Here is a 3,782-nt window from a genome sequence, read left to right as displayed (position 1 = left end):
GCCAATGCCGAGGCCCGAGTGCGGATCGGTATGGCCACCCGCCTCGACGCTGAGCCCCGCCCGCGGTTGCTTGACCGTCGCGGCATCCTGGCAGTTGCCGGGCACGGCGTCGTATTCGGCATACATGCCGATCGTCGGTCCGTCGCCATTCGTCCAATGCGCGCAGAAGGCGGTCGGCATGCCGCCCGAGCCCTCTTCCACCGAAAAGCCTTCACGCTTCAGCCGGTCGACATACCAGGCTGCGGACTGGTACTCGCGCCAGGCGGTCTCGCCGAGGTCGAAGATGGTGCGCGTCCAGGCCGACAAGAGCGGCTGGATGCCGTCGATGCAGGCCAGTGCCGTTTCCTGCGCTGATGTCGTCGCCGGTTTCTCCATGCGGCAAAGAAAGCAGTGAAGCGGCTCTTCAAAAAGTGATATGTTTTCCCGGCTCGTGCAAATTCGGTTCACCTGAGGCCTCTTGCGCATACCCTCCACGCAGGCGCTTCGCGCCCTCGACAGTTTTGCTCGTCACGGCAGCGTCTGGCGCGCGGCCGATGAACTCCACCTCACCCGCAGCGCCGTCTCGCATCAGCTGAGGCTGCTCGAACGCGACCTCGGCTTCGATCTCTTGCAGCGCATCGGCAAGGGCGTGGCGCTGACGCCGCGCGGCCAGCGCTACGCCGCCGATGTCAGGAAGGCGCTGACCGTGCTCGGCGACGCGGGGACGCAGAACAGCGGCGCCGGCGTCGGCGGCTCCTTCGGCATCTCCTGTCCGCCGGGCTTCGCCTCGATGTTCCTGTGCACCCATATCGGCGAGTTCCAGCAGATGTATCCGGACGTCGCGCTCTCGGTGCTGACGCCGCGGCGGCTCGACGATGTCAGCAATCCGGAGGCCGACGCCTTCATCGCCTTCGGCGTCGGCAACTGGCCGAACCGCGCGGTGGAGCTGCTTTGCGAGGTCTCCTTCACCCCGCTCTGCAGCCCGACGTTGCTCAACAAGGTGGGCGGCTTTTCCAAGCCCGCCGACGTGCTGCGCGCCAACCTGCTGCATCTCAGCGATACCGAGGACTGGGCGCGCTGGCTGGCGCTGTCGAAGGTGGAGAATCCCGACACCGAAGGCGGCATCTTCTTTTCCGACATGAACCTTGTCTTCTCGGCGGCAATCGCCGGCCAGGGCATCGCCATGGGAGACGAGCTGACCGGCCGCCGGGCGCTGAGCGAGGGCCGGCTGGTCAAGCCGTTCGAAGCGACGGTACCCTCGCCGCGCTCCTACTATCTGGTCTTCGAGCATGCCAAGGCGGGCCACCCGGTACTCAATGCCTTCAGCGACTGGCTGCGGGCGAAGCTTTTGGAAAGCAGGCTGGCGAAGTATTGAAGGCGGGGACGCCGGCACGCCTTAGGATGTCCCTCGGAGTGCTAATCGTCCGGTCGTCATCCCCGGGCTTGACCCGAGGATCCATTCCGTGGCGATCGCGAAAGGCACGCTTGATCAGAATTCTGCACCGTTGCAGCTCCCAGAGGTCACGGCATGGCAACCAGGTCTGCGCGCGTCGCTTCGCTCCTTGCTCCGCCCTGAAATGCCGACGGCATGAACGATTTCGCCAATCGCGAAGGTTGGCGAGCCCGCCGAACGCCCAAGTTTGGGAGACGCTCGCGCCACCTGCCCATCCGTGAATCAAATTTGCCGAACAGACGAAAACTATTCGGTTGCGGTGAACGCGCGCCGTGCATACGATTTGAAACAAGCGTGAGGACGAAGGCAGGATGCAGCAACCCGGCCGGGCCGCAGAGATCAAGGCGAACGGGATAGGCAAGAGCTTCGGCTCGTTCCGGGCGCTGGACAATCTCACGCTCGATATCGGCCGCGGCGAGTTCCTGACGCTGCTTGGGCCATCCGGTTCCGGCAAAACCACCTTCCTGATGATCTTGGCCGGCTTCGTGCAGCCGAGCGAGGGCAGGCTTTTCAGCGACGGCACCGACATTACCGACCGGCCGGCCGAACAGCGCGCCGCCGGCATGGTGTTCCAGGGCTATGCTTTGTTCCCGCATATGAGCGTGGAACAGAACATCGCCTTTCCGCTCAAGGTACGCAAGAAGTCCGCTTCAGAGATCAAAAGCCGTGTCGGCGAGATGGTCGAGCGCGTCGGTCTCAAAGGCCACGAGAAGAAATTGCCGGCGCAGCTTTCCGGCGGCCAGCAGCAGCGCGTGGCGCTCGCCCGCGCCCTGGTGTTCGAGCCGGGCGTGCTGCTTCTCGACGAGCCGTTCTCGGCGCTGGACAAGAGCCTGCGCGGCCAGATGCAGGCCGAGATGAAGCGGCTGCACCAGGAGACCGGCACCACCTTTGTCTTCGTCACTCACGACCAGAGCGAGGCGCTGGCGCTTTCCTCGCGCGTCGCCATTTTCAATCACGGCAAGCTCTTGCAGGTCGGCAGGCCGGACGAGGTCTACGACCGGCCGGCCAGCCGCTTCGTCGCCGAGTTCCTGGGCGAGATCAACATGCTGCCCGTGAAGGGCGTCAAGCCCGCCGATAATGGCGCCACCGGTGTCTGCGAGGACCGGGCGGTCAACATGCGCTCCAAAGCAGAAAAGGTCCGCGGCGACGCTATCCTGGCAATCCGGCCGGAACACATGTCGATCGCGCCGGAGGCAGCGGCCGGCGAAAACGGCATCGCCGCCACTGCTGTCGCTTCGACCTATCTGGGTGCGGCGACCAAGCTCGACCTGACCACGCGCCAGGGTGCGAAGGTCACCGTCTCGGTGCCGAACGAGGTGGCGGCGGCAGCTTTGAGCAAGGGCAATTCCGTCTGGCTGACCTGGCCGGCGGAAAAGGGCTTCCTCCTGCCGGACGGAGGACAATGAGCGCCGAAGCGGCGTGAATTCGCCGCGCCGGTTTCCGGATCAGATCAATTAAAACAAGGGGAACTGACATGAACGAGACCAAGAAACAGACCATCGACTCCCTCGCAGAGAGGGCAAAACGCGGCGAGATCTCGCGCCGGCAATTCGCGCAGCTTGCAGGCCTCGTGCTCGCCGGCACGCCGATGCTGCTGCGCTCGACCCATGCTCAAGCCGAGACCAAGGGGCTGGTGCTGGTGAATTGGGGCGGCGACGCCATCACCGCTTACGACGCCGCCTACGGCCAGGCCTTCACCAAGGATACCGGCATCCCGGTGAAGATGGACGGCTCGGGCCCGACCGAGGGCGCGATCGCCGCGCAGTTCAAGAGCGGCGCGCCGACCTGGGACCTGGTCGACGTCGATCCGTTCTCGGCCATTACGCTGGGCGGCCAGGGCATGCTCGAGCCGATCGACTACAAGATCGTCGACAAGAGCAAGATGCGGCCGGGCTTCGGCTGGGAATTTGCCGCGTCGACCTATTTCTTCTCCTACGTGATCGCCTACGACTCGCAGAAGTTCGGCTCCAATGCGCCGACCGGCATGGCCGACTTTTTCGACGTGAAGAAATTCCCCGGCAAGCGCTCGCTCTACAAATGGGGCGTGTCGAGCTGGGAAGCCGCCCTGCTCGCCGACGGCGTGGCACCCGCCTCGCTCTATCCGCTCGACCTCAAGCGCGCGCATGACAAGATCGCCGCCTTCAAGGAAAACGTCGTCTCCTATTGGGGCGGTGGCGCCGAAAGCCAGAGCGTGTTGCTCAACGGCGAGGCTTCGATGGCGATCGTCTGGTCGACGCGCGCCTCGCTGATCGAGCAGGACTCGGGCGGCCAGATCAAGTTCATCTGGGACCAGGGCCTGATCTCGCCCGGCGCGCTCGCGGTTCTGAAAAACAATCCCGGCGGCAAGGAA

The 3,782-nt window shown here is 64.7% G+C and carries 3 protein-coding genes and 1 pseudogene; 3 read left to right on the top strand and 1 reads right to left on the bottom strand.

All coding sequences use genetic code 11. From position 1 onward, the window contains the following. Positions 1-375: pseudogene (locus EOA60_RS23070) on the bottom strand (amidohydrolase); the annotation flags it as partial. Between the two features lie 82 nt (positions 376-457). Between EOA60_RS23070 and EOA60_RS23065 the strand changes: the two are divergent. From EOA60_RS23065 to EOA60_RS23055, 3 genes are all read left to right on the top strand, one after another. Further along, positions 458-1,354: a LysR substrate-binding domain-containing protein gene (locus EOA60_RS23065; protein ID WP_066999260.1), complete on the top strand. Its 897-nt coding sequence runs from the start codon at positions 458-460 to the stop codon at positions 1,352-1,354. Between the two features lie 389 nt (positions 1,355-1,743). Further along, positions 1,744-2,838 (top strand): ABC transporter ATP-binding protein, encoded by a 1,095-nt coding sequence (locus EOA60_RS23060; RefSeq protein WP_127334992.1) that lies wholly within the window; start codon positions 1,744-1,746, stop codon positions 2,836-2,838. A gap of 68 nt (positions 2,839-2,906) precedes the next feature. Continuing rightward, the coding region (locus EOA60_RS23055; RefSeq protein ID WP_164899478.1) for an ABC transporter substrate-binding protein at positions 2,907-3,782 on the top strand (876 nt) is incomplete at its 3' end.

The organism is Mesorhizobium sp. M1A.F.Ca.IN.020.06.1.1 (genome assembly GCF_004023265.1).
In the GTDB taxonomy this organism is placed as follows: Bacteria; Pseudomonadota; Alphaproteobacteria; order Rhizobiales; family Rhizobiaceae; genus Mesorhizobium.
The sequence above is the reverse complement of the archived record's forward strand: the minus strand, read 5'-3'. Positions and strand labels throughout refer to the sequence as shown.

Coding starts and splice junctions, on each gene's coding strand:
- EOA60_RS23060 (WP_127334992.1), top strand. CDS start 1,744: ATGCAGCAACCCGGCCGGGCCGCAGAGATCAAGGCGAACGGGATAGGC.